The organism is Streptantibioticus cattleyicolor NRRL 8057 = DSM 46488, from assembly GCF_000240165.1.
In the GTDB taxonomy this organism is placed as follows: Bacteria; Actinomycetota; Actinomycetes; order Streptomycetales; family Streptomycetaceae; genus Streptantibioticus; species Streptantibioticus cattleyicolor.
Genome location: NC_017586.1, coordinates 3,208,529 through 3,231,562, shown reverse-complemented (window position 1 = coordinate 3,231,562; position 23,034 = coordinate 3,208,529). Strand labels below are relative to the sequence as shown.

The 23,034-nt window shown below is 74.7% G+C and carries 20 protein-coding genes and 1 pseudogene; 13 read left to right on the top strand and 8 right to left on the bottom strand.

Annotation, left to right across the window (positions count from 1 at the left end):
- Window positions 1–46: 46 nt before the first annotated feature.
- The 5 genes from SCATT_RS14425 to paaA are packed head-to-tail and all read right to left on the bottom strand — an operon-like array spanning window position 47 to window position 3,762.
- Window positions 47–1,240 carry a 2Fe-2S iron-sulfur cluster-binding protein gene (locus tag SCATT_RS14425; RefSeq protein WP_014143808.1) on the bottom strand — a complete coding sequence of 398 codons (1,194 nt, stop codon included), beginning with the start codon at window positions 1,238–1,240 and terminating at the stop codon, window positions 47–49.
- Window positions 1,240–1,785, bottom strand: coding sequence for a 1,2-phenylacetyl-CoA epoxidase subunit PaaD (paaD, locus tag SCATT_RS14420; RefSeq protein ID WP_014143807.1), 546 nt, complete (start codon window positions 1,783–1,785; stop codon window positions 1,240–1,242). Before paaD ends, SCATT_RS14425 begins: the two co-directional genes overlap by 1 nt.
- Complete coding sequence (paaC, locus tag SCATT_RS14415; protein ID WP_014143806.1) at window positions 1,782–2,513, bottom strand: 1,2-phenylacetyl-CoA epoxidase subunit PaaC; 732 nt, start codon at window positions 2,511–2,513, stop codon at window positions 1,782–1,784. The genes paaD and paaC overlap by 4 nt, the downstream gene beginning before the upstream one ends.
- Window positions 2,510–2,794: a 1,2-phenylacetyl-CoA epoxidase subunit PaaB gene (gene paaB, locus SCATT_RS14410; protein ID WP_014143805.1), complete on the bottom strand. Its 285-nt coding sequence runs from the start codon at window positions 2,792–2,794 to the stop codon at window positions 2,510–2,512. Before paaB ends, paaC begins: the two co-directional genes overlap by 4 nt.
- Complete coding sequence (paaA, locus tag SCATT_RS14405; protein WP_042507658.1) at window positions 2,791–3,762, bottom strand: 1,2-phenylacetyl-CoA epoxidase subunit PaaA; 972 nt, start codon at window positions 3,760–3,762, stop codon at window positions 2,791–2,793. The genes paaB and paaA overlap by 4 nt, the downstream gene beginning before the upstream one ends.
- 197 nt (window positions 3,763–3,959) lie before the next feature.
- Between paaA and SCATT_RS14400 the strand changes: the two genes are divergently transcribed.
- The 3 genes from SCATT_RS14400 to SCATT_RS14390 are packed head-to-tail and all read left to right on the top strand — an operon-like array spanning window position 3,960 to window position 6,792.
- The gene (locus SCATT_RS14400) at window positions 3,960–4,850 is read left to right on the top strand and encodes a DUF5819 family protein (protein ID WP_014143803.1); all 891 of its coding nucleotides are present in this window, start codon (window positions 3,960–3,962) and stop codon (window positions 4,848–4,850) included.
- Entirely contained in the window at window positions 4,847–6,133 is a 1,287-nt protein-coding gene (locus tag SCATT_RS14395; protein WP_014143802.1) for an HTTM domain-containing protein, read from the top strand. The genes SCATT_RS14400 and SCATT_RS14395 overlap by 4 nt, the downstream gene beginning before the upstream one ends.
- Window positions 6,130–6,792, top strand: coding sequence for a TrmH family RNA methyltransferase (locus SCATT_RS14390; RefSeq protein WP_014143801.1), 663 nt, complete (start codon window positions 6,130–6,132; stop codon window positions 6,790–6,792). Before SCATT_RS14395 ends, SCATT_RS14390 begins: the two co-directional genes overlap by 4 nt.
- Window positions 6,793–6,844: 52 nt before the next feature.
- Here SCATT_RS14390 and paaN read toward each other — a convergent pair whose 3' ends face one another.
- On the bottom strand, window positions 6,845–8,554 hold the full coding sequence (gene paaN, locus SCATT_RS14385; protein WP_014143800.1) for a phenylacetic acid degradation protein PaaN: 1,710 nt from the start codon (window positions 8,552–8,554) through the stop codon (window positions 6,845–6,847).
- A gap of 205 nt (window positions 8,555–8,759) precedes the next feature.
- Between paaN and SCATT_RS14380 the strand changes: the two genes are divergently transcribed.
- Window positions 8,760–10,466, top strand: coding sequence for a 3-hydroxyacyl-CoA dehydrogenase (locus SCATT_RS14380; protein ID WP_014143799.1), 1,707 nt, complete (start codon window positions 8,760–8,762; stop codon window positions 10,464–10,466).
- A 2-nt stretch (window positions 10,467–10,468) separates the two neighbouring features.
- Window positions 10,469–11,059, top strand: coding sequence for a TetR/AcrR family transcriptional regulator (locus SCATT_RS14375; RefSeq protein ID WP_014143798.1), 591 nt, complete (start codon window positions 10,469–10,471; stop codon window positions 11,057–11,059).
- 61 nt (window positions 11,060–11,120) lie between these two features.
- Here the strand turns inward: SCATT_RS14375 and SCATT_RS14370 are convergent, their stop codons facing one another.
- Window positions 11,121–11,603, bottom strand: coding sequence for an Lrp/AsnC family transcriptional regulator (locus SCATT_RS14370; RefSeq protein ID WP_014628085.1), 483 nt, complete (start codon window positions 11,601–11,603; stop codon window positions 11,121–11,123).
- A 201-nt stretch (window positions 11,604–11,804) separates the two neighbouring features.
- On the opposite strand from SCATT_RS14370, the gene pdhA reads away from it, so the two are divergent.
- The 8 genes and pseudogenes from pdhA (at window position 11,805) to SCATT_RS14330 (ending at window position 21,046) form a co-directional block, all read left to right on the top strand.
- Window positions 11,805–12,953 carry a pyruvate dehydrogenase (acetyl-transferring) E1 component subunit alpha gene (gene pdhA, locus SCATT_RS14365; protein ID WP_014143796.1) on the top strand — a complete coding sequence of 383 codons (1,149 nt, stop codon included), beginning with the start codon at window positions 11,805–11,807 and terminating at the stop codon, window positions 12,951–12,953.
- Window positions 12,950–13,978, top strand: coding sequence for an alpha-ketoacid dehydrogenase subunit beta (locus tag SCATT_RS14360; RefSeq protein WP_014143795.1), 1,029 nt, complete (start codon window positions 12,950–12,952; stop codon window positions 13,976–13,978). Before pdhA ends, SCATT_RS14360 begins: the two co-directional genes overlap by 4 nt.
- Window positions 13,978–15,345, top strand: a complete 1,368-nt coding sequence (locus tag SCATT_RS14355) for a dihydrolipoamide acetyltransferase family protein (protein ID WP_014143794.1) — start codon at window positions 13,978–13,980, stop codon at window positions 15,343–15,345. Before SCATT_RS14360 ends, SCATT_RS14355 begins: the two co-directional genes overlap by 1 nt.
- A 53-nt stretch (window positions 15,346–15,398) precedes the next feature.
- Window positions 15,399–16,331: pseudogene (locus SCATT_RS14350) on the top strand (NTP transferase domain-containing protein); the annotation flags it as partial.
- A 398-nt stretch (window positions 16,332–16,729) separates the two neighbouring features.
- Window positions 16,730–18,118, top strand: coding sequence for a molybdopterin molybdotransferase MoeA (locus tag SCATT_RS14345; protein WP_407696614.1), 1,389 nt, complete (start codon window positions 16,730–16,732; stop codon window positions 18,116–18,118).
- A 48-nt stretch (window positions 18,119–18,166) separates the two neighbouring features.
- Window positions 18,167–19,159, top strand: a complete 993-nt coding sequence (locus tag SCATT_RS14340) for an NAD(P)H-quinone oxidoreductase (protein ID WP_014143791.1) — start codon at window positions 18,167–18,169, stop codon at window positions 19,157–19,159.
- A gap of 148 nt (window positions 19,160–19,307) precedes the next feature.
- On the top strand, window positions 19,308–20,345 hold the full coding sequence (locus tag SCATT_RS40335; protein ID WP_157894832.1) for a hypothetical protein: 1,038 nt from the start codon (window positions 19,308–19,310) through the stop codon (window positions 20,343–20,345).
- A gap of 137 nt (window positions 20,346–20,482) precedes the next feature.
- On the top strand, window positions 20,483–21,046 hold the full coding sequence (locus tag SCATT_RS14330) for a bacterial proteasome activator family protein (RefSeq protein ID WP_014143789.1): 564 nt from the start codon (window positions 20,483–20,485) through the stop codon (window positions 21,044–21,046).
- Window positions 21,047–21,124: 78 nt separating this feature from the next.
- On the opposite strand, the gene SCATT_RS14325 is transcribed toward SCATT_RS14330, so the two are convergent.
- Window positions 21,125–22,747 carry a protein kinase domain-containing protein gene (locus SCATT_RS14325; RefSeq protein WP_014143788.1) on the bottom strand — a complete coding sequence of 541 codons (1,623 nt, stop codon included), beginning with the start codon at window positions 22,745–22,747 and terminating at the stop codon, window positions 21,125–21,127.
- Window positions 22,748–23,034: the final 287 nt, after the last annotated feature.

Here is a 23,034-nt window from a genome sequence, read left to right as displayed (position 1 = left end):
ACCGCCGTCCCGCCCGGCCGCGTCCGCTCCCGCCGCGGTCACGGGCTCACGCGTCGAAGTCCAGCTCGACCTCCTCGGTGACCGGGTGGGACTGGCAGGCCAGCACGTAACCCGCGTCGATCTCGGTCTGCTCCAGCGCGAAGTTGCGGTCCATGCGCACCTCGCCGCCGAGCAGCCGGGCCCGGCAGGTGCCGCACACCCCGCCCTTGCAGGCGTACGGCGCGTCGGCCCGGTTGCGCAGCACCGTCTCCAGCACCGACTCGCCCTCCCGGGCCGGCCAGCTCCCGGCCCGGCCGTCGAGGACCGCCCGTACCGTGCCGACCGGGCCGCCGCGCTCCCGCGCCGGTGCCGTGGCCGACCCCTCGTCCGCCACATGGAAGATCTCCTGGTGCACCCGCTCCGGGGCGACCCCGAGCCGGTGCAGCGCCCGCTCGGCGCCCGCCACCAGCCCGTGCGGCCCGCACAGGAACCAGGCGTCCACCGAAGCGGTGTCCAGCAGCGCCGGGAGCAGCCCGGTCAGCCGGCCCTCGTCCAGCCGGCCGGAGTCCACCCCCGCCTGCTGCACCTCCCGGGAGAGCACGTGCACCAGCTGGAACCGTGCCGGGTAACGGTCCTTGAGGTCGGCCACCTCGTCCACGAACATCGCCGACCCGGCCGTCCGGTCGCTGCGTATCAGGCAGAACCGGGTGTCCGGCCGGCCTTCGAGCACCGTGGCCGCGATCGACAGCACCGGGGTGATCCCGCTGCCCCCGACGACCGCGGCGTACCGCCCGCCGCGCCGCGCCCCGCCGTCACCGCGCCCGGCGGCCGTCCCGGTGGCCTCCTCCGTGACCTCCGCCGCCGCCAGCCCGGCCCTGGCCTGCGCGGTGTCCAGGGTGAACCGCCCGGCCGGCGTCATCACCTCCAGCACGTCCCCCGCCGACAGCTCCTTGAGCGCGTAGGTCGAGAACTCGCCGCCCTCCACCAGGCGCACCCCGATCCGCAGCCGCCGCGGCCCCTCCGCGGCGGGCGCCGGGTCGCACACCGAGTAGGTGCGGCGTATCTCGCTGCCCGTGGCCGAGCCGTGCGGACCGGGCACCGTGGTACGGCGCCGCACGGTGATGTGCTGCCCGGGCCGGAAGCGGTAGGCGGCCCGCAACTCGGGCGGCACGTCGAAGGTGACGGCCACCGCGTCATCGGTGAGCCGCTCCACCTCGTGGACCCGAAGCGGATGGAAGGCGGCGTGGCGGGCCGTCGGCATCACAACTCCTTGAAGTGGTCGAAGGGTTCGCGGCAGCTCTCGCAACGGCGCAGCGCCTTGCAGGCGGTGGACGAGAACCGGCTGAGCAGCGTGGTGTCCAGCGAGCCGCAGTGCGGGCAGCGCACCGACAGCGTGACCGGCACCGGCCCGCCCGCCGCCATGGGGCGCGGCGGGGCTATCCCGGCCTCGGCGAGCTTGCGGCGGCCCTCGGCGCTGATCGCCTCCGTGGTCCACGGCGGCGACAGCACGGTGCGTACCGCCACCTCGGTGACCCCGCGCTCGCGCAGCCGCCGCGTCACGTCGGCCGCCATCACCTCGATCGCCGGGCAGCCGGTGTAGGTGGGGGTCAGCTCCACCTCCACGCGGCCCGGCCCGAGCACCCGCACGTCCCGCAGGACGCCCAGCTCCGCCAGGGTGACCATGGGCAGCTCGGGGTCGGGCACCTCGCCGGCCACCCGGCGCAGCTCGGCCTCCGGGACGCCGTCCGCCGGGGAGCCGGCGCCCTGCCGGGCGGCGTCGGCGGCCGGGGCGCGGCCGGCGGTCACCACGACGCCCCCGGGTGGGCGCGGTGCAGGTGCTGCATCTCGGCGAGCATCCGGCCGAACGGCTCGGTGTGTATCCCCTGGCGGCCCGCTCCGGCGGCCCACGCCACCCGGTCGGGCCCCTCCGGCATCCGCAAGGTGGCCTCCCGCAGCACGTCGCCGACCGTGGCCAGCCACGGCTCGCGCAACGCCGCCGTCTCCACCGGCAGCCCCTCGACCGGCTCGAACAGCTCGCCGGTGTAACGCCACAGGCCGTCCACCGCGCGCTGCATCCGGGTGTGGCTCTCCTCCGTGCCGTCGCCCAGGCGCAGCGTCCATTGCACGGCGTGGTCCCGGTGGTAGGCCACCTCCTTGACGGCCTTGGCCGCCAGCGCCGCCAACTCGCCCTCGCCCCGCTCCAGTTCGCGGTGGAGCAGCTCGTGGTGGACGGAGAAGAACAGCTGCCGGGCGATGGTCTCCGCGAAGTCGCCGTTGGGGTGCTCCACCAACTGCACGTTGCGGAAGTCGCGTTCGTCGCGCCGGAAGGCGAAGCCGTCCTCGTCACCGGCGATCGAGTACAGGAAGCGGGCCTGGCCGAGCAGGTCGAGCGCGATGTTGGCCAGCGCCACCTCCTCCTCCAGCACCGGGGCGTGCCCGGCCCACTCGCCCAGCCGGTGGGAGAGGACCAGGACGTCGTCGCCCAGCGTGACGGCGGCCCGGTGCAGCGGGGTGAGTCCGGCGAGCGCGGTCACAGGTGTTCCACCCCCTCGGGGATCCGGTAGAAGGTCGGGTGGCGGTAGGGCTTGTCGGCGGCGGGTTCGAAGAACGGGTCCTTCTCGTCCGGCGAGGAGGCGGTGATCCGGTCGGCCGGCACCACCCAGATGGAGACCCCCTCGCCGCGCCGGGTGAACAGGTCACGGGCGTTGCGCAGCGCCATCTCGGCGTCCGGGGCGTGCAGGCTCCCGGCGTGGCTGTGGCTCAGCCCGCGCCTGCTGCGTACGAAGACCTCCCACAGCGGCCAGTCGGCGGTCATCCGGCCATCACCTCCTGCTCGTCGCGGTGCTTGGCGGCGTAGGCCGCCGCGGCCTCCCGCACCCAGGCGCCCTCCTCGTGCGCGGTGACGCGCTGGGCCAGGCGCTGTTCGTTGCACGGGCCGTTGCCCCGGAGCACCTGCTGGAACTCCGTCCAGTCGATGGCGCCGAAGTCCCAGTGGCCGCGCTCCTCGTTCCAGCGCAGCTCCGGGTCGGGCAGCCGCAGCCCCAGCGACTCGGCCTGCGGGACGCAGATGTCCACGAACCGCTGGCGCAGCTCGTCGTTGGAGTGGCGCTTGATCCGCCAGGCCATCGACTGGGCGGAGTGCGCCGACTCGTCGTCCGGCGGGCCGAACATCATCAGGGACGGCCACCACCAGCGGTCCACCGCGTCCTGGGCCATGGCGCGCTGGGCCTGCGTGCCGTGCGCGAGCGCGTACAGCAGCTCGTACCCCTGGCGCTGGTGGAAGGACTCCTCCTTGCAGATGCGCACCATGGCCCGGGCGTACGGCCCGTAGGAGCAGCGGCACAGCGGCACCTGGTTGGTGATCGCGGCGCCGTCCACCAGCCAGCCGATGGCGCCGACGTCGGCCCAGGTCAGGGTGGGGTAGTTGAAGATCGAGCTGTAGCGCTGGCGGCCGGCGTGCAGTTTGTCGAGCAGCTCGGCGCGGTCGACGCCGAGCGTCTCGGCGGCGCCGTACAGGTACAGCCCGTGGCCCGCCTCGTCCTGGACCTTGGCCATCAGGATCGCCTTGCGGCGCAGGCTGGGGGCGCGGGTGATCCAGTTGGCCTCCGGCTGCATGCCGATGATCTCCGAATGGGCGTGCTGGGCGATCTGCCGGACCAGCGTGGCCCGGTAGGCGTCCGGCATCCAGTCGCGTGGCTCGATCCGCCCGTCGGCGGCCACCTCGGCCTCGAACTCCGTCAGCCGGAAGTCCTCGTCGCCCGTCTCCACTGCCGCGTCCGGCATCCGTGCCGTGGTCATACAGAAGCCTCCCTGCTCCCGACCGACCGTTCGGTTCAATCGTCGGTCGCCTCGGCGCGGGTGTCAAGGCGGATTCCCGGGCCTGTGGATAACTCGGGAAGAACCCGCTACGGCTGTCCTGCGGACGGCGGCATGAGTACCGTTCCGGTGCGTACGGCGCAGGCGAGGAGACGGGGAACGACATGGAGCCACCCGAGGACAGGGCGGCGGAGGACAGCGCGGCGAAGGCGGGCCCGGGCGGCGGTACGGGGAACCCCCCGGCCGGACCCGTTCCCCAGGACGCCCCCGGCCGCGCCGGAGCCGTCGGCGAACCGGCTCCCCACGCCTCCGACGACGGCCGGCCGGCCGACGGCAGCGGCCAGGACGACCCCGCGGGCGACGCGTCCCCCGACGACGGGACGGCACCCGACCAGGCGCCCTCCGGCGAGGCGGCCCCCGACGACGGGGCCGGCGCCATAGCCGGGCTCTCCATCGGCTCGCGGATCGTCCTCGCGCTCGCCGTGGCGGCCGTGGTGGTCGGCGCCGCGGTGCACTGCGCGATGGTCTTCCTGCACATCGCCCCGGCGAACACCGTCTCGCAGACGCACGCCGCCCAGGTCAACGGCTACATCTACCCCGAGTTCGAACAGAACTGGAAGCTCTTCGCGCCCAACCCGGTGCAGCAGAACACCGACATCCAGGCGCGCGCCGAGGTGTGGCTGCCGGACGGCACCGTGCGCACCACCGGCTGGGTCGACCTGACGGCGATGGACCTCGCGCGGATCCGGCACGACCCGCTGCCCAGCCACACCGCCCAGAACGAACTGCGGCGGGCGTGGATGTTCTTCACCGACTCGCACGACAACCAGGGCCGGCCGGTCGGCGTACGCGGCGACCTGTCCACCGCCTACGTCCGGCGGATCGTGGCCCACCGGTTCGGCCCCCGCCTCAACGGCGGCGCCGTCCACCGCGTCCAGGTGCGCTCCGCCGTCAGCAACGTGCCGGCGCCCCCGTGGAGCACCGAGCGCGTGGACACCAGCACCACCTACCACGTAGCGCCCTGGTGGGCCGTGACCGACGAGGACTTCAAGTGACCCGACAGCCCGCCACCGCCGAACGCCCGGACGGCGCCGGATCCGTCCCCGCGTCCGCCACCGCGGCAGCCCCCGGCCGGACGGCGGCCGACGCCCCCGTACCGTCGCCCTTCACCGGCCTGCGGCGCGCAGCGGACCGGGCCGTCACCACCGGGCTGGCCAAGGTCACCGGCGCCGTGGTCGCCCCCTACCAGTCCGCCGTGATACGCATCGGCTTCACCTTCACCTGGCTGGTCTTCCTGCTGCGCGAGTGGCCGCACCGCGCCGAGCTGTACGGCCCGCACAGCCCGTGGGGCTGGGACCTGGCGCACACCCTGATCGGCACCAACGACGCCTTCACCGCGCTGATGTGGTCCAGCAGCGGCGTCTGGTTCCAGATCGTCTACCACGGCGCGATCGCCGCGAGCGTGATGCTGCTGCTCGGCTGGCGCACCCGTACCGCCTCCGTGCTCTTCATGATCGGCGTCCTGTCGCTCCAGAACCGCAGCGTGTTCATGGGTGACGGCGGCGACAACGTGGTGCACATCATGTCGATCTACCTGGTCTTCACCCGCTGCGGCCGGGTGTGGTCGCTGGACGCCCGGCGCGCCCGGCGGCTCGCGGCGGCCGGTACCACCGACGACCGCGACCGGACCGGGATCGCGCTGTGGCTCCTGACGGCCGCCGCCCTGGCGACCGTCAGCGCGCTCGGCCTGCTGGACACCGGGTGGGCGGTGCTCCTGTGGACCGCCCAGCTGCTGCCCGCCGTGTGGTGGCTGGTACGCCGTTACGCCCCCGGCGAGCCGCGCACCGTACTGGACATGATCGCCAACCTGGTGCACGCCGGGGCGATGCTCGTCGTCGTGGTCGAGGTCTGCCTGATCTACTCCACGGCCGGCTGGTACAAGATCCAGGGGTCGCGGTGGGAGGACGGCACCGCGGTGTACTACCCGCTGTGGCTGCACGACTTCACCCCCTGGCCCGGCCTGTCCCACCTGCTCTCCACCAGCGGCCTGATGATCATGCTGATCTCCTACGGCACCGTGATCGTGCAGGTGGCCTTCCCCTTCACGCTCTTCAACCGCACCGTGAAGAACGTGCTGCTCGTGCTGATGATGTGCGAGCACGCCGCGATCGCCGTGGTGCTGGGGCTCCCCTTCTTCTCGCTGGCGATGATCGCGGCCGACGCCGTCTTCCTGCCCACCGGCTTCCTGCGCTGGGTCGCCGACCGGGCCGGCCGGCTGCTGCGGGTGAAGCGCCGCCCCGACCCGCTGCCGGGGCGACCCTCTACCCTCGTGGGGTGAGCACCACCGAGGACCGGACGGCCGCCGAGCTGCCGGCGCAGTACGACGACGGGTTCGGGCCGCAGGTCGGGGTCGGCCCCCACCCGGAGCCCTGGCCGGACGATCCCCGCTACGACCCCGCCCTGCTGGCCGCGGGCGACCGCCGCAACGTCGTCGACAGGTACCGGTACTGGACGCGGGAGGCGATCGTCGCCGACCTCGACACCCGCCGCCACGACTTCCACGTCGCCGTGGAGAACTGGAGCCACGACTTCAACATCGGTTCCGTGGTGCGCACCGCCAACGCCTTCGCGGCCAAGGAGGTGCACATCGTCGGCCGTCGCCGCTGGAACCGGCGCGGTGCCATGGTCACCGACCGCTACCAGCACCTGCGCCACCACGAGGACGTGCTGTCGCTGGCCGAATGGGCGGCCGGGCAGGACGTGCCCATCGTCGGGATCGACAACCTGCCCGGGGCCGTCCCGCTGGAGACCACCGTCCTGCCGCGGCGCTGCATGCTCCTGTTCGGCCAGGAGGGCCCGGGGCTGACCGAGGAGGCGCGCAAGCACGCCGCCATGGTCTGCTCGATCGCCCAGTTCGGCTCGACCCGTTCGATCAACGCGGGCGCGGCGGCGGCGATCGCCATGCACGCCTGGATCCAGCGGTACGCGCGGATCTGAGCGCGGCGGCCCCGCCCGGCCGGACCGGACGCCGGACGGGACCGGATCCGCCTCACTCCGGCCGGCGCACCTCCACCGTGCGGAACCGGCCCGCCACGAAGGCGCCGTCGCACAGCGAGGCGTTGGCCGCCGGGTTGCCGCCGGTGCCGTGGAAGTCGGCGAACGCGGCCGTCTGGTTGACGTAGACCCCGCCGGTCAGGTTGAGCGACAGGTTGGCCGACTCCTCCAGGCAGACCTCCTCCACCGCCCGCTCCACCTCCGCCGAGGTGGTGTACGCGCCCACCGTCATCACGCCCTTGTCGCGGATGGTGCGGCGCAGCAGCGCGATCGCGTCCGCCGTCGAGTCGACGGCCACCGCGAAGGACACCGGGCCGAAGCACTCGGACAGGTACGCCGCCTCGGCGTCCGGCTTGGCACCGTCGAGGGAGATCAGCACCGGGGTGCGCACCACCGCGTCCGGGAACTCCGGGTGGGCCACGGCCCGCGAGGACAGGGCCACCTCGCCCAGCGACGGCGCCGCCTCCAGCCGCTCCCGCACCTGCGGGTTGACCAGGGCGCCGAGCAGCGCGCAGGCCCGCTGGTCGTCGCCGAGCAGACCCTGCAACGCCGCCGCGAGGTCGGCCACCACCTCGTCGTAGGACTTGTGGCCGGCGTCGGTGGTGATGCCGTCCCGCGGTATCAGCAGGTTCTGCGTCGTGGTGCACATCTGGCCGCTGTACAGCGAGAGCGTGAAGGAGAGGTTGGCCAGCATGCCGCGGTAGTCGTCGGTGGAGTCGATGATCACCGTGTTGACGCCGGCCTTCTCGGTGTAGACCAGCGCCTGGCGGGCGTTGGCCTCCAGCCAGTCGCCGAAGGCGGTGGAGCCGGTGTAGTCGATGATCCGGATCTCCGGGCGGACCGCGAGCGACTTGGCGAGCCCCTCACCGGGCCGCTCGGCGGCCAGGCACACCAGGTTGGGGTCGAACCCGGCCTCGGCCAGCACCTCGCGGGCCGTCCGCACGGTGAGCGCCAGCGGCAGCACCGCCCGCGGATGCGGCTTGACCAGCACCGGGTTACCGGTGGCCAGCGAGGCGAACAGGCCCGGGAAGCCGTTCCAGGTGGGGAAGGTGTTGCAGCCGATCAGCAGCGCGACACCACGCGGCACCGCGGTGAACGTGGTGCGCAGCCGGACCGGGTCGCGCTTGCCCTGCGGCTTGACCCAGTGCGCCCCGGCCGGGACGCGGGTCTGCTCCTCGTAGGCGTAGGCCACCGCCTCCAGCCCGCGGTCCTGCGCGTGCGGGCCGCCGGCCTGGAAGGCCATGGTGAACGCCTGGCCGGTGGTGTGCATCACGGCGTGCGCGAACTCGTGCGACCGGGCGTTGATCCGGGCCAGGATCTCCATGCAGACCAGCGCCCGGGTCTCGGGCCCGGCGTCCCGCCACGCCGGTATGGCCGCGCGCATCGCCGGGATCAGCACGTCCGGGTCGGGGTGGGGGTAGCTGATCCGCAGCTCCACGCCGTACGGGGAGACCTCGTCGCCGACCCGGCCGTCCGTACCGGGCTGGTCGAGGCCGAACTCGGTGCCGCACAGCGCGTCGAAGGCGGCCTTGCCCTCGGCGGGACCCTGACCGGTGCCGGAGTCGCCGTACGCCTTGGGGTTCTCCGGGTGCGGGGACCAGTACTCACGCGTGCGGATCGCCTGGAGCGCCTGGTCCAGCGTCGCGCGGTGCCGTTGGGTCAACTGGGCGGCGGAAAGCTCCGCGGCGGAAACGTCTGCGGCCATGCTGGGCCACTCCTCGTCGAGCGGGGACGGGCAATATGGTGTCGCGGAACCAGTCTTGACCGAATGGTCGGTCGGGGCAAGAGGGAGATCCGGCCTGTGGATAACTTCCGCCGGCCACCGGCCCGCCGCAACCGGGCGCGGCCACCGGGACGAGCCCCGCGCGACGGCCCGGTCCAGGGCACGACAGGAAAGGGAAGTGGGCGAGATGGACGCAGCAAGCGCACGGACCACCGGGACCGGCACCGGCGGTCACCCGCCGACGAACGGAACCCCCGGCCTCCCGGCCGCGAACGAGCCCGCGAACGAGTCCGCGGACGCCCCCGCCCCGGCGGACACGGAAGCGGCCACGGAAACGGCCACCCCCCACCCCCGTACCGTCGCCGTCGTCGGGACCGGCACCATGGGACAGGGGATCGCCCAGGTCGCGCTGGTGGCCGGACACCGGGTGGTGCTGCACGACGCCGTCGCCGGGCGGGCCGAGCAGGCGGCCGAGGCGATCGGGGCGCGGCTGGACCGGCTGGTGGCCAAGGGGCGGATGACGCCGCGGGCCCGGGACGCCGCGCGCGCCGCCACCGTTCCCGCCACCGGCCTCGCCGAACTGGCCGGAGCCGGCCTGGTGATCGAGGCGATCGCCGAACGGCTGGAGGTCAAGCGGCGGTTCTTCGCCGAGCTGGAGGAGATCGTGGCCGACGACTGCGTCCTGGCCACCAACACCTCCTCCCTCTCCGTCACCGCGATCGCGGGCGCGCTGCGGCGGCCCGGCCGCTTCGTCGGCATGCACTTCTTCAACCCCGCGCCGCTGCTGCCGCTGGTCGAGATCGTCTCCGGGTACGCCACCGACCCCGCCGTCGCCGACCAGGCCCACGCTCTCGCCACGGCCTGGGGCAAGACCCCGGTGCGGTGCACCGACACCCCCGGGTTCGTCGTCAACCGCGTCGCCCGCCCCTTCTACGCCGAGGCGTTCCGGGTGTACGAGGAGGGGGCCGCGGAGCCGGCCGTGATCGACGCGGTGCTGCGTGCCAGCGGCGGATTCCGGATGGGCCCGTTCGAACTCACCGATCTGATCGGCCAGGACGTCAACGAGGCGGTCACCCGTTCGGTGTGGGAGGCGTTCTTCCACGACCCGAAGTTCACCCCGTCCCTGGCCCAGCGGCGGCTGGTCGAGGCCGGGCTGCACGGCCGCAAGTCGGGGCGGGGCTGGTACCGCTACGAGGAGGGGGCCGAGCCCGCGCCGGTTCCGGCCGCGCCGCCGTGCGAGGCGCCGCGTTCCGTCACCGTCCACGGCGACCTCGGCCCGGCGGCCGTCCTGCCGGAGCTGATCGAGGCGGCCGGGGTGACCGTCACCCGGCCCGGCGGAGGTTCCGGTTCCGGCCGCGGCCACCTCGTCCTGCCCGACGGCACCCGGCTCGCCCTCACCGACGGCTCCCGGGCCACCCCGGACCCGGACGCGGCGGCGGACGGCACGCGGAACGCCGTCATCCACTTCGACCTCGCCCTCGACTACCGCACCGCCACCCGGATCGCCCTGGCCCCCTCCGCCACCGCGCCCGAACCGGCGGTACGCGCGGCCGTCGGGCTCTTCCAGGCGCTCGGCAAGGAGGTCACCGTGGTCGCCGACGTCCCCGGCATGGTGGTGGCCCGCACCGTGGCGATGCTGGTGGACTTCGCCGCCGACGCGGTCGGGCGGGGCGTGGCGAGCGCGGCGGACGTGGACACCGCGATGCGACTGGGCGTCAACTACCCGCTGGGGCCGGTCGAATGGGGACGGCGGCTGGGCGCCGGCTACGTCCGCACCGTGCTGCGCAACCTGCACGCGGCGTACCCCACCGGCCGTTACGCCCCCTGCCCGGCGCTGGCCGGGGCCGCCGACCCGGGAGGAAACGTCACGGCGGCCCGCGGAGAGCTGTTCTAATCATGACCATGGCCAAGCGCGACACGTACACCCCCGAGACCCTGCTGGCGGTCGCCGTCGAGGTGTTCAACCAGCGTGGATACGACGGCACGTCCATGGAGCACCTGTCGCGCGCCGCCGGGATCTCCAAGTCGTCGATCTACCACCACGTGCGCGGCAAGGAGGAACTGCTCGAACGCGCCGTGGGCCGCGCGCTCGACCGGCTCTTCGCCATCCTGGACGAGCCCGGGGCCCGTCGCGGCCGGGCCGTCGAACGGCTGGAGCACGTCGTCCACCGCACCGCCGACGTGCTCATGGCCGAGCTGCCGTACGTCACCCTGCTGCTGCGGGTGCGCGGCAACACCCGCACCGAGCGGTGGGCGCTCGAACGCCGCCGGGAGTTCGACCACCAGGTCTCCGAGCTGCTCAGGGCCGCGGTCGACGAGGGCGACCTGCGCGCGGACGTGGACGTGCGGCTCGCCACCCGGCTGCTCTTCGGCATGATCAACTCGATCGTGGAGTGGTACCGGCCGGACGCCGGCGCCCCGGCCGCCGGCGCGGAGGTCTCCGACACCGTGGTGCGGCTGGCCTTCGACGGGCTGCGGACGTCGTAGCGGCGTCACCGGGGACGGGGGAGCGGCCCGCTCCCGTCCCCGGCGGGCGTCCTGCGCGGGCTCATTCCTGGAGCGCGCGGTCGGTCTCCTCGAACACCAGCAGCGTCCGGCTGCTCAGCACCTCCTCCATGGACTGGATCCGGGTGAGCACCAGTTCGCGCAGGCTGCGGTTGTCGGCCGTGTGGACAAGGAGCAGCACGTCGAAGTCGCCGCTCACCAACGCGATGTGAGAAACACCCGGAAGAGTGAGGAGTTTGTCCCGAACCGTGCGCCAGGAGTTCTGGACGATCTTCAGCGTGATGTAGGCGGACGCAGACTGACCTGCTCTTTCGTGGTCGACGCGGGCGGTGAAACCGCGGATCACGCCGTCGTCGATGAGCCGGTTGATCCGCGCGTAGGCGTTGGCGCGGGATATGTGCACCCGGTCGGCCACGGACCGTATCGAGGCCCGGCCGTCCTCCTGGAGCAGCCGCAGGATGGCCCGGTCGATGGCGTCCAGCGGACGAACGGGCAGGTCAGGCTCGGCCATATGTTCAGTCGCCATCCCCCCGGGCCTCCCTACCATGGACGTACTGCCTCCATGACAGGCTGTGGAGAACCGTTTGTCCACAGCCTGAACCCGACTGTGGCCAAAATGCCGTCATCGACCGAACAATCGGTAGGTGAGTGAGCGGGACCTCCGCTCGCCGCTGCGAGGCACTCGCCATCCGCGGGTGCGTGGACACCGCCCACGAGGAGGTGCGCGATGACCGTCCTGGAGCAGCCCCGCCGTACTCCGCCGCCCCAGTGGCACCCCCGGGTCGACCCCGCGTCACTGCTGCCCGACCCCGAGCCCTACCGGCTGCTGGGCACCCCCGCCGCCCGCGACCTCGATCCGGAACTGCTGCACCGGCTCCACGCCGAGCTGCTCCGCGGCCGTCGCTACAACCGCCAGGCCACCGCCCTGACCCAGCAGGGCCGGCTCGCCGTCTACCCGTCCAGCACCGGCCAGGAGGCGTGCCAGATCGCGGCGGCGCTCGCCCTGCGCCCGCAGGACTGGCTCTTCCCCAGCTACCGCGACACCCTGGCCGTCGTCGCCCGGGGCGTCGACCCGGCGCAGGCGCTCACCCTGCTGCGCGGCGACTGGCACCACGGCTACGACGTGCGCGAACACCGCATCGCCCCGCTGTCCACCCCGCTCGCCACCCAGCTCCCGCACGCCGTCGGCCTGGCCCACGCCGCCCGTCTCAAGGGTGACGACACGGTGGCGCTGGCCCTCGTCGGCGACGGCGGCACCAGTGAGGGCGACTTCCACGAGGCGCTCAACTTCGCCGCCGTCTGGCAGGCCCCGGTCGTCTTCCTCGTGCAGAACAACGGCTTCGCCATCTCCGTCCCGCTGGAGAAGCAGAGCGCCGCCCCCTCCCTCGCCCACAAGGCGGTCGGCTACGGCATGCCCGGCCGGCTGGTGGACGGCAACGACGCGCCGGCCGTCCTGACGGTGCTCTCCGAGGCCGTCGAACGCGCCCGGTCCGGCGGCGGCCCGACGCTGATAGAGGCGGTCACCTACCGCGTCGACGCCCACACCAACGCCGACGACGCCACCCGCTACCGGGACGCCGACGAGGTCGAGACCTGGCGCGCGCACGACCCGCTGGTGCTGCTGGAACGGGAGTTGCGCGAGCGCGGCCGGTACGACGAGGCCCGGGTACGCGCCGCCGAGGAGGCCGCCGAGGCGATGGCCGCCGACCTGCGCGAGCGGATGAACGCCGACCCGGAGCTCGACCCGATGGACCTCTTCCGGCACGTCTTCGCCGAACCCACCCCCCAACTGCGCGAGCAGCAGGCCCTGTTGGGAGCGGAGCTGGCGGCGGAGGCGGAGGCCGGCCCGGCCACCGGGACGGGGGCGCGCCGATGACCACCGCCACCGCGTCCCCCACCGCCCCCGCCGCCGGCCGCAAACCCGCCACCATGGCCCAGGCGTTGCGCCGCGCGCTGCGGGACGCGCTCGCCGACGACCCCGCCGTGCACGTCCTCGGGGAGGACGTCGGCACCCTCGGCGGCGTCTTCCGGGTCACCGACGGCCTGGCGGCCGAGTTCGGCGACGCCCGGGTCACCGACACCCCGCTCGCCGAGGCGGGCATCCTGGGCACCGCCGTGGGCATGGCGATGTACGGGCTGCGGCCGGTGGTGGAGATGCAGTTCGACGCCTTCGCCTACCCCGCGCTGGAGCAGCTGATCAGCCATGTGGCGCGGATGCGCAACCGCACCCGGGGCACGCTGCCGCTGCCGATCACCGTACGGATCCCCTACGGCGGCGGCATAGGCGGCGTCGAGCACCACAGCGACTCCTCCGAGGCGTACTACCTGCACACCCCCGGGTTGCAGGTGGTCACCCCGGCCACCGTGGCCGACGCCTACGGGCTGCTGCGGGCCGCGATCGCCTCCGACGACCCGGTGGTCTTCCTGGAGCCCAAGCGGCTCTACTGGTCGAAGGCCGACTGGTCGGCCGAGGAGCCCGAGGCGGTGCCGCCGCTGGGCCGGGCCGTGGTCCGGCGCCCCGGCCGCTCCGCGACGCTGATCACCTACGGCCCGTCGCTCCCGGTGTGCCTCCAGGCCGCCGAGGCCGCCCGGCAGGAGGGCTGGGACCTCGGCGTGGTCGACCTGCGCACCCTGGTGCCGTTCGACGACGAGACCGTGTGCGCCGCGGTACGGGCCACCGGCCGGGCCGTCGTGGTCCACGAGTCCAGCGGCTTCGGCGGGGCCGGCGCGGAGATCGCCGCCCGGATCACCGAACGCTGCTTCCACCACCTCCAGGCGCCGGTGCTGCGGGTGGCCGGCTTCGACATCCCCTATCCGCCGCCCATGCTGGAGCGGCACCACCTGCCCGGGGTCGACCGCGTCCTGGACGCCGTCGCGCGGCTGCAATGGGAGGCCGACTGATGGCCGTGGTCAAGGAGTTCACCCTGCCCGACCTGGGGGAGGGGCTCACCGAGGCGGAGATCGTCCGGTGGCTCGTCGCCGTCGGGGACGTGGTCGCCGTCGACCAGCCGGTGGTCGAGGTGGAGACCGCCAAGGCCATGGTCGAGGTGCCGTGCCCGTACGCGGGCGTGGTCACCGCCCGGTTCGGCGAACCGGGCGAGGAGGTGCCGGTCGGCCGGGCCCTGGTCACCGTGGCCGTCGGCGAACCGGCGGGGTCCGGTGCCGCGGACGCCCCGGCGCCGGACGAGACCCCGGCCGGGTCGTCGGAGCCGGGCGGTTCCGGCAACGTGCTGGTGGGGTACGGCACCGGGGCGCCGGCGCCGAGGCGGCGGCGGGTGAGGACGCCGGCGGGCGGACAGGCGGCGGCTCCTGTGCCGTCGGCGCCTGTTCGGACTCCGGCGGTGGACGACGTGGTGCGGTCCGCGCCGAAGGAGGCCGCCGGGGCGGAAGGTCCCGTTCCGGTGATCTCGCCGCTGGTCCGCAGGCTCGCCAAGGAGCACGGCCTCGATCTGCGCGCGCTGCGCGGCAGCGGGCCCGACGGGCTGATACTCCGCGCCGACGTGGAACGGGCCGTCGCGGCGGCGGCCGAGGCGCCGGTCCGTCCGGCCCCCGTGCCGGGCGGTGCCTGCGAGGCCGCGGCCACCCGGGTCCCGTTGCGCGGGGTACGCGGCGCGGTCGCCGAGAAGCTCGCCCGCAGCCGCCGGGAGATCCCCGACGCCACCTGCTGGGTGGACGCCGACGCCACCGCGCTCCTCGCCGCCCGCTCGGCCATGAACGCGGTGCCGGGCGCGGAGAAGGTGTCGGTGCTCGCGCTGCTCGCCCGGATCTGCGTGGCCGCCCTCGCCCGGTACCCCGAGCTGAACGCCACCGTCGACACCGGGCGCAACGAGATCGTGCGGCTGGAAGCGGTCCACCTCGGCTTCGCCGCCCAGACCGAACGCGGCCTGGTCGTCCCCGTGGTGCGCGACGCCCACGCCCGCACCACCGAAGCGCTCGCGGCCGAGATCGCCCGCCTCACCGAGGCCGCCCGCGCCGGCACCCTCACCCCCGCCGAACTCACGGCAGGCACCTTCACCCTCAACAACTACGGCGTCTTCGGCGTCGACGGCTCCACCCCGATCATCAACCACCCCGAGGCCGCGATGCTCGGCGTCGGCCGGATATCCCCCAAACCCTGGGTCCACCAAGGGGAGTTGGCGGTCCGGCAGGTCGTCCAGCTGTCGTTCACCTTCGACCACCGGGTCTGCGACGGCGGGACGGCGGGCGGCTTCCTGCGGTACGTGGCCGACTGCGTCGAGCAGCCGGCGGTGCTGTTGCGCGGGGTGTAGGTCCTGGCGCCCCGGGGGCGCACGGCCCGGGGCGAGCACGGCATACTCGCGCCATGGCGAGCTGTGACGACCCCGGGGGCGGGTACGACGCCGTCGTGCTGGCCGGCGGCGCGGCGCGGCGGCTCGGCGGGGCCGACAAGCCGGGGCTGCGGGTCGGCGGTGTGACGCTGCTCGACCGGGTGCTGGACGCGTGCGCGGACGCGGCCACCACGGTGGTGGTGGGTCCGCCGCGCCGCACCGCGCGCCCGGTCGTCGTGGTGCGCGAGGACCCGCCCGGCGGCGGACCGCTCCCCGCGCTCGCCGCCGGACTGGCCCGAGCCACCGCCGGCACCGTCGCGCTCCTCGCCGCCGACCTGCCGTTCCTGACCCGCGCCACGCTGCGCGCGCTGCGCTCCGCGCTGGACGGCCCCGGCGCCCCCGACGGCGTGCTCCTCACCGATCCGCACGGCCGCGACCAGCCACTGACCGCCGTCTACCGCACCGCCCCGCTGCGCCGCGCCCTCGCCGCCCTGGCCGCGGACGGCGGCCACGGACTCGCCGGGCTCCCGCTGCGGCGGCTCACCGCCCGGTTGACGCTCCGGCGGATCGCCGCGCCCGGCCGGGCCTCGTTCGACTGCGACACCTGGGAGGACCTGGCGGTCGCCCGGACGGGGATCAGGGAGCATGGACGCGTGTTGGATGAATGGATCGCCGCGGCCAAGACGGAACTCGGGATCGACCTGGACGTCGACACCGCCGCCCTGCTCGACCTCGCCCGCGACGCGGCCCACCAGGTCGCCCGCCCCGCCGCCCCGCTGACCACCTTCCTCGTCGGCTACGCCGCGGCCCACGCCGGCGGCGGCCCCGACGCGGTGGCGGAAGCGCTCCGCAAGGCCACCGCCCTCGCCCACCACTGGCCCACCGAGCCCCCCACCCCGAGAACGGCCCCCTCGGCCAAGGCCGCTACCGATGCCGGGGCCGATTCGGGCTCCACGGATCCCTCGGCTGAGGTGGTCTCCGGTGCCGGGGCGGATTCGGGCGCCGCGGATCGCTCGGCTGGGGTGGTCTCCTGCGCCGGGGCGGGCGCGGATTCCCCGGGATCGCCGGCTGAGGCTTTCTCCGGCACCGGTGCGAGTGCGGCGGCGCCGGAATCGCCGGGCGGACCGGCTTCCCGTGCGGGGACGGATGAGGGGTCCACGGGTCCGTCTGCTGAGGTGATCTCCCGTGCCGGGGCCGATTCAGGGTCCACGGATTCCTCGGCTGGGGTGGACTCCGGTGCCGGGGCTGATTCGGGCTCTACGGATTCCTCCGCCGAAGCGTTCTCCCGCACCGCTGCCGATTCCGACACCCCCAACCTCCCACCCCACGCCGCGCCGGAGGCCACTCGTCGCACCGGGCGCCGGTCGTGAACCCCCGCCCCGACCCCCCGGTGGCACCGGCCGTTCCGGCAGCGTCCGACCGCGTCCCGACCGTCCCGGCGTCGTCCGACGTCCCCCCGGCGGCCCCGGCGGGCCCCGCCGCCCCGGTACGCCCCGACGCCACCCCGGTCGCCCCCGCCCCACCCCCTCCGTCACCCGCGCCGCCCCGCGGAGCGGACACCCCGCATCACGGAAGCGCACTGCCCTTCCCGGAGGCTCGGCGGGTGGCTTCCGGGGCGGTCGGGGTGTTGGCGGGGCGGGGGGTTGGGTTGGGGGAGGCGGTGGGGAGGGTGTTGGCGCGGGAGTTGACGGCGCGGACCGATCTGCCGGCGTTCGACACCTCGGCGATGGACGGGTGGGCGGTGGCCGGGGCGGGGCCGTGGCGGGTGCGGGGGCAGGTGCTGGCGGGGCAGCGGGCCGCCGGGGCGTTGGGCGAGGGGGAGGCGGTACGGATCGCGACCGGGGCCGCCGTACCCGAGGGGGCCACCGCCGTGGTCCGCCGGGAGGACGGCCGCGTCGAGCCGGACGCCGACGGCGGGACGCTGCACGCCGGCCGGCCGCCCCGTCCCGGCCAGGACATCCGGCCGCGCGGCCAGGAGTGCCGGGCCGGTGACCTCCTGATGGCCGCGGGCCGCATGGTGACCCCGGCGATCGCGGGGCTGGCCGCCGCCGCCGGGTACGACGAGGTGGCGGTGGTACCCCGGCCGGAGGCGGACGTGCTCGTGCTCGGGGACGAGTTGCTGCGCTCCGGTCCGCCACGGGACGGCCGGGTGCGGGACGCGCTCGGGCCGTTGCTGCCGCCCTGGCTCGCGGCGCTCGGCGCCGGGGTACGGCAGGTGCGTACCGTCGGCGACGACGCGGAGGCGCTCCGGCGCGCCGTGACCGGCAGCACCGCCGACGTCGTGGTCACCACCGGAGGTACCGCCGCCGGGCCGGTCGACTTCGTCCACCCGGTGCTGCGCCGGATCGGCGCCCGGCTGCTGGTCGACGGGGTCGCGGTGCGTCCGGGCCACCCGATGCTGCTGGCGCTGCTGCCGGACGGGCGTCCGCTGGTCGGCCTGCCCGGCAACCCGCTGGCGGCGGTGGCCGGGGTCGTCACGCTGCTCGTACCCGTGCTGCGCGCCCTCGCCGGCCGGCCGGCCCACCCGCACCCCGAGCACACCGCGCGTCTGGCCGAGGAGGTTCCCGGCCACCGTACCGACACCCGGCTGGTGCCGGTCGCCTCGGTGCCCGAACATGCCGGAACGGCAAGGCCGTTGGGGTTCCACGGGCCCGCCATGCTGCGCGGTCTCGCCGCGGCGGACGGGATGGCGGTGATCCCGCCGGGCGGGGCGGCGGCCGGGGCGGTGGTGGAGGTGCTGCGGCTGGGCTGGTGAGCGGTGGCCGCCCCGCGCCCCGCGTCGGCCCGGAGTAGCCTCGCGCACATGTACGCGATCACGATTCCCGAGTTCGGCGGTCCCGACGCGTTGGTCTGGGCCGAGGTGCCCGACCCCGTACCCGGTCCGGGCGAAGTGGTGGTCGAGGTGGCCGCCAGCGCCGTCAACCGGGCCGATCTCCTGCAACGCCAGGGCTTCTACCCGCCCCCGCCGGGCGCCCCCGAGTACCCGGGGCTGGAGTGCGCGGGACGGATCACCCGGCTCGGCGAGGGCGTGTCGGGGTGGGCCGTGGGCGACGAGGTGTGCGCGCTGCTGGCCGGCGGCGGTTACGCCGAGCAGGTCGCCGTCCCGGCCGGCCAGTTGCTGCCGGTGCCGCGCGGGGTGGACCTGACGCGGGCCGCCGCGCTGCCGGAGGTGGTCTGCACCATCTGGTCCAACGTGTTCATGGTGGCCCACCTGCGTCCGGACGAGACCCTGCTGGTGCACGGCGGCGCCAGCGGCATCGGAACGATGGCCATCCAGCTCGCCAAGGCGGTCGGCGCCCGGGTCGCGGTCACCGCGGGCAGCGCCGACAAGCTGGAACGCTGCCGCGAACTCGGCGCCGACATCCTGATCAACTACCGCGAACAGGACTTCGTCGCCGAGATCCGCGAGGCCACCGACGGCGCCGGAGCCGACGTGATCTTCGACATCATCGGGGCGAAGTACCTGGCCGCCAACGTCGACGCGCTCGCCGTCAACGGCCGCCTGGCCGTCATCGGCCTCCAGGGCGGCAGCAAGGCCGAACTCGACCTCGGCAAGCTGCTCGCCAAGCGCGCCGCGATCGCCGCCACCTCGCTGCGCGGCCGTCCGCTGGCGGAGAAGGCGGCGATCGTGGCCGCCGTACGCGAGCACGTGTGGCCGCTGGTGGAGGAGGGCCGGGTGCGGCCGGTCGTCGACCGCACCCTGCCGTTGCCGCGGGCGGCCGACGCCCACCGGGTGGTGGAGGCCAGTGACCACGTCGGCAAGGTCGTCCTGACCCGCTGGCCCGCTGACCGCTGACCCGCTGACCGCTGACCCTCGCCGCCCCCCGCCTCCTCCCCCTCCCCCGAACGCCGCTTCCCGGATGCCGGCTCCGTCACCACGTGTGACGCTGCCAGCACACGTGGCACAGGACGACCCGTCCCCCGGGAAGGCGGTGGTGGTGGCCGTGAGGACGACAGCGACCGCGTCCGGAACGCGTTGCTCGTGTCGCTTCCGGGGGCCGTGCCGGTCCTGCCGGGGCGGGCTCGCCGCCGGGTACCTCGGGCTGCTGGCCGCGGTCATCGGGGTGCTGCTCACCCTGGCCGTGACGGCGTGGCCGGCCCCGCGCAGCTGGGCGGCGGTGCCGGAGCGGACCCCGGAGCCGGTTCCGGGACGCGCCTTCGCGGCGCCCCGGACGCACGGCTCCCGCGCCGCCCACCGCGAGCACACCGACCGCGCCCTGACCGGCGGCTACGCCGGGCTCGCCGGGAACCGGGCCGGGGAGGGGCGCAGCCACCCCGGGCGCGGGGCGGACGAGGCGGAGTTGCTGGCGGCGGCCGTGCCGGCGGTGCGGCCGGAGCACGCGCGGCACCTGGCGCGTCCGGGGCGTCCCGCGCGCCCCGCCACGCCACGGATGCCCCACCACCACGCCGCCGGGGCCGTCGACGATCCGCCCACCGACCCCGACCAGGACCCGGTCATCCTCCCGGACGTCGACCCCGGCGCCGATCCGGACGACGGCCGGTACGACCCCCGGTACGACGCGCCGGACCGGGAGCAGCGGGCGCCTGACGACGACCTCGTTCCGCACCGCCCCCACCAGCGGCGGGAGCCTCCGGCCGACGGGGCCGCCCGGACCGGCCGGCAGCCGCACGACCCCGCCGCGGTGACCGGGCGCCACCACCGTCCGGCCCGGGAGCACGGCGCCCCCGGCGGCCCCGGCGCGGACGCCCTGGAAGGCCGGGTGGTCCGGCCGGCCCCGGCGGAACCGCAGCCCGCCCTCCCCGGCCCCACCGCCCCGCCCCGCCCCCGCGAGCCCGTCCCCGGGGGCGGGGCGGCCGAGCCGCGTACGGCGGCGCCCGAGTCCGGGACGGCCACCGCCGAGGGGCGGGCGGAGGCGGCCCTGCCCCGGCGCCGTCCGGTCAGCCTGCTGCCCTTCGGCACCGGGCTCGCCCTGCTCGGCCTGGGCATCGGCGCCATGGCCCTGCGGTTGCGCCGCCCCTGACCCGTCCCGCTCCCGGCGGCCTCCGCGCGGGGCGCGCGGGGCTCGCGCGCGGGGGCGTCCACCGGCGTACCGGAGGGTGGATCACCGGTTGCCCGGGGCACACCCTTGATGAGTCAGGTGTACGAGACAATGGCCGCATGGAGATGCCGATGAACGAACGGTCGCAAGCCGAGAGCCCGCACGTCCTGGTCGTCGGCCCGGACGGAATGGCCCTTGGCGGCGGCAGCCGGAACGGCGGCGAGGACGGCGAGGCCCGGGAGCTGCCGGTAACCGAGATGGTCGAGCAGCCCGCCAAGGTCATGCGCATCGGCAGCATGATCAAGCAGCTGCTCGAAGAAGTGCGCGCGGCACCTCTGGACGAGGCGAGCCGGGTGCGCCTGAAGGAGATCCACGCCAGCTCGGTCAAGGAGCTGGAGCAGGGGCTCGCCCCCGAGCTGGTCGAGGAGCTGGAGCGGCTCTCCTTGCCGTTCACCGAGGAGAACGTGCCGAGCGAGGCCGAACTGCGCATCGCCCAGGCCCAGTTGGTCGGCTGGCTGGAAGGGCTCTTCCACGGCATCCAGACCGCGCTCTTCGCCCAGCAGATGGCGGCCCGCGCCCAGCTGGAGCAGATGCGCCGCGCGCTGCCCGCCGGGATGGCCGGTGGCCGTGAGGAGGACGGCGTCGAGCACCCCGGTGCCGTCCGCAGCGGTCCGTACCTGTAACCGAGCCGATCGCGGTGACGCGAAGGGCCGCCACCCGTCACGGGTGGCGGCCCTTCCACGTTCCGCGTCGTCCGCCGGCTACTGCGACGACCTGCCGGTGGAGACCCACAGCGTGATCTTGCCGTCCGGGTTGAAGTCGGTGTTGGGCAGCGGCGACTGGGCGATCACCACGCCCTTGCCCCACAGGTGTTCGTTGGTGGACTTCAGGGTGTAGGCCCAGTGCCCGGCGTCCAGGCACTCCAGCACCGAGTCGATGTACAGGTGGCTGAAGTCCGGGATGATCACTTTGCCCGGTGTGGTGAAGCTCTTGGTGGGGTTGGCGCACTGCGCCTGTTCGATGGTGCGGCTGGGGTCGCCCTGCTTGACCTGGTCGTCGCCGCCGGCCGACGACGTGGCGCTGCGCACCGGGTCCTGGGCGACGGCCTTCTTGCCGGGGACGAGGAAGGAGACGGCCGCGATCACGGCGGCGGCGACGATGATCACCACGGCGCCGACGAGGACCAGCGGCAGGCGGAGCCCCCTGGACCGGGGACCGGACCCGGCACCGGACCGCGGACCGGCCACCGGTGCGGTCGGGTACCCCCCGGGACCCGGGGCGGGCGGCGGCGTCCGGTAACCGGGTCCGGGCTGGGCGGGTTGCGGGTAGCCGGGCTGCGGATGGCCGTACCCTCCCGGCGGGGCCGGGTACGGCGCCGGGGCGGGCACCTCGGCCGACGGCACGGTCGGCGTGGCCGGGGGGAATCCGGCGAACGGGGCGGCGGGCGTCGGGGTGCCGTGGTGCGCCCGCGGGCCCTCGGATATCACCAGCGGCGTGGCCCCGCCCTTGAGCGCCGCCGCGATCCGCTCGCACTCCTCCTGCATCGCGTCCGCGCTGGGGAAGCGCTCGTCCGGGTTCTTCCGCAGCGCCCGGGAGATCAGCGCGTCCACCGCGGCCGGCAGCGACCGGTTGACCGACGAGGCGACCGGCGGCTCCTCCTGCACGTGCTGGTAGGCGATGGACAGCGGGGAGTCGCCGTCGAACGGCAGCCCCCCGGTGACCAGCTCGAAGAGCATGCAGCCGACCGAGTACAGGTCGGAGCGGGCGTCCACGCCGCGCCCGAGGGCCTGCTCCGGCGACAGGTACTGCGGGGTGCCCACCACCATCCCGGTCTGGGTCATCGAGGCCGCCCCCGACTGGAGGGCGCGGGCGATGCCGAAGTCCATGACCTTGACCACGCCGCGCTTGGTCAGCATCACGTTGCCGGGCTTGATGTCCCGGTGGACCAGGCCCATCTCGTGGCTGGCCGAGAGCGCGGCGAGCACGTCACCGGTGATCTTCAGCGCCTTCTCGGCCGGCATCGCGCCGTACCGCGCCACGTCCTCGTCGAGCACCTGGCGCAGCGGCTTGCCGTCCACCAGCTCCATGACGATGAACGGCACCGAGCGCCCGTCGAACTCGTCCTCGCCGGAGTCGTAGACCGAGACGATGTTGGTGTGGTTGAGCCGGGCGACGGCCATCGCCTCGCGGCGGAAGCGTTCCCGGAAGGACGCCTCGCGGCCCAGCTCGCTGTGGAGGGTCTTCACCGCCACCGGGCGTTCCAGCACGGTGTCGTAGCCGTAGTGGACGGAGGCCATCCCGCCCTCGCCGAGCAGGCTGCGCAGCCGGTAGCGGCCACCGCCCACCGTAGCGCCCGAGAAGCCGCCCGGCGCGTCCCCGCTCATGTAACCGCTTCCCCTCGGGCGCACCGGACCGTCGCGGAACCGTGCGCACAAGACACCGATCTTCAGCCTGCCCGCCAAGTCTGCCGGTCAGGGCACCGCCGTCAAGTTGCATGACCGTTCCGTCACCGGATGACCGGCAAACCGTTTCGGAACTGTGAAGCACCGGCGCGCGGCCCGGCGCCATCGTGTTCGCGGCGCTTTCCGTCCGCATCCGGGCGCCGCTTGGTTTGCGCAGGTGAGCGCCTTACGGGCGGGGTTGTCCGGTCCTCGGCTTCCCTGCCGTGGCC

What these genes read in the sequence shown, in the direction of transcription:
- SCATT_RS14380 (WP_014143799.1), top strand. Translation starts at nt 8,760, where the DNA reads ATGGACGCAGCAAGCGCACGGACCACCGGGACCGGCACCGGCGGTCAC.
- SCATT_RS14340 (WP_014143791.1), top strand. Translation starts at nt 18,167, where the DNA reads ATGTACGCGATCACGATTCCCGAGTTCGGCGGTCCCGACGCGTTGGTC.
- SCATT_RS14325 (WP_014143788.1), bottom strand. Translation starts at nt 22,747, where the DNA reads ATGAGCGGGGACGCGCCGGGCGGCTTCTCGGGCGCTACGGTGGGCGGT.
- SCATT_RS14375 (WP_014143798.1), top strand. Translation starts at nt 10,469, where the DNA reads ATGACCATGGCCAAGCGCGACACGTACACCCCCGAGACCCTGCTGGCG.
- paaA (WP_042507658.1), bottom strand. Translation starts at nt 3,762, where the DNA reads ATGCCGGACGCGGCAGTGGAGACGGGCGACGAGGACTTCCGGCTGACG.
- paaN (WP_014143800.1), bottom strand. Translation starts at nt 8,554, where the DNA reads ATGGCCGCAGACGTTTCCGCCGCGGAGCTTTCCGCCGCCCAGTTGACC.
- paaB (WP_014143805.1), bottom strand. Translation starts at nt 2,794, where the DNA reads ATGACCGCCGACTGGCCGCTGTGGGAGGTCTTCGTACGCAGCAGGCGC.
- SCATT_RS14400 (WP_014143803.1), top strand. Translation starts at nt 3,960, where the DNA reads ATGGAGCCACCCGAGGACAGGGCGGCGGAGGACAGCGCGGCGAAGGCG.
- SCATT_RS14360 (WP_014143795.1), top strand. Translation starts at nt 12,950, where the DNA reads ATGACCACCGCCACCGCGTCCCCCACCGCCCCCGCCGCCGGCCGCAAA.
- SCATT_RS14370 (WP_014628085.1), bottom strand. Translation starts at nt 11,603, where the DNA reads ATGGCGACTGAACATATGGCCGAGCCTGACCTGCCCGTTCGTCCGCTG.
- SCATT_RS14425 (WP_014143808.1), bottom strand. Translation starts at nt 1,240, where the DNA reads ATGCCGACGGCCCGCCACGCCGCCTTCCATCCGCTTCGGGTCCACGAG.
- SCATT_RS14330 (WP_014143789.1), top strand. Translation starts at nt 20,483, where the DNA reads ATGGAGATGCCGATGAACGAACGGTCGCAAGCCGAGAGCCCGCACGTC.
- pdhA (WP_014143796.1), top strand. Translation starts at nt 11,805, where the DNA reads ATGACCGTCCTGGAGCAGCCCCGCCGTACTCCGCCGCCCCAGTGGCAC.
- SCATT_RS14355 (WP_014143794.1), top strand. Translation starts at nt 13,978, where the DNA reads ATGGCCGTGGTCAAGGAGTTCACCCTGCCCGACCTGGGGGAGGGGCTC.